This is a genomic window from Shewanella sp. GutCb (assembly GCF_002836135.1).
Lineage (GTDB): Bacteria > Pseudomonadota > Gammaproteobacteria > Enterobacterales > Shewanellaceae > Shewanella.
Window position 1 is genome coordinate 1 of sequence record NZ_PJBL01000069.1, and the last position, 699, is coordinate 699.

Annotated in this window: 1 pseudogene; it reads left to right on the plus strand. The window is 42.2% G+C overall.

The window, feature by feature from the left end:
• Positions 1-475: pseudogene (locus CXF86_RS19990) on the plus strand (transposase); the annotation flags it as partial.
• Positions 476-699 lie beyond the last annotated feature (224 nt).

The window sequence follows — 699 nt, forward strand, 5'->3', positions numbered from 1 at the left end:
ACAAGCTCTACTTGATGAAGCAGCAGTCCTTGCTTGTATGGCTTACGTTGAGCTCAATCCTATTCGAGCTAAGATGGCTAACACACCAGAGCAATCAGACTTCACCAGTATCAAACTAAGAGTCAAAGCCGCTCTGAAAGGTGAGCAGCCCAAGAAACTATTACCTTTCATTGGTAACGAACGAGCACACCAGCCTAAAGGCATTAATTTCTCACTTAAAGACTACTTAATACTGGTTGATGAAACAGGCAGGGTTATCCGTAACGATAAGCGTGGCGCGATATCTTCGAGTGCAGCAAGGATTTTGAGCCGATTAAATATCCCAGCGGAAAATTGGGTAAAAATCATCACCGAGTTTGGGCTGCTGTTTCACGGCCCCGTCGGGACGTTGCAAGAGCTCAGCAGCTACTGTGAACACTTAGATAAACGTCGACGGCACTTTTCAAATAGTTGTCAGTATATGCAAGTAGGCTAAGCTAAAGGCCGTAACTTCAAGAGCACTTTCCTCTGTTAATGCACAGGGTTAACAATCCACGCCTTAAAACTCACTAATCTCTGTTAATTCACTTCTTTCCCGGCATCTATTCGCGCCACTTTTGTTGAAAATGGTTCAAGTACTTCTTTGATATACGTCAATCGTTGATATTGGTTTTTAAACTGGTTATGTTATTGATTAATAATGGCTGGCAATAATTATTA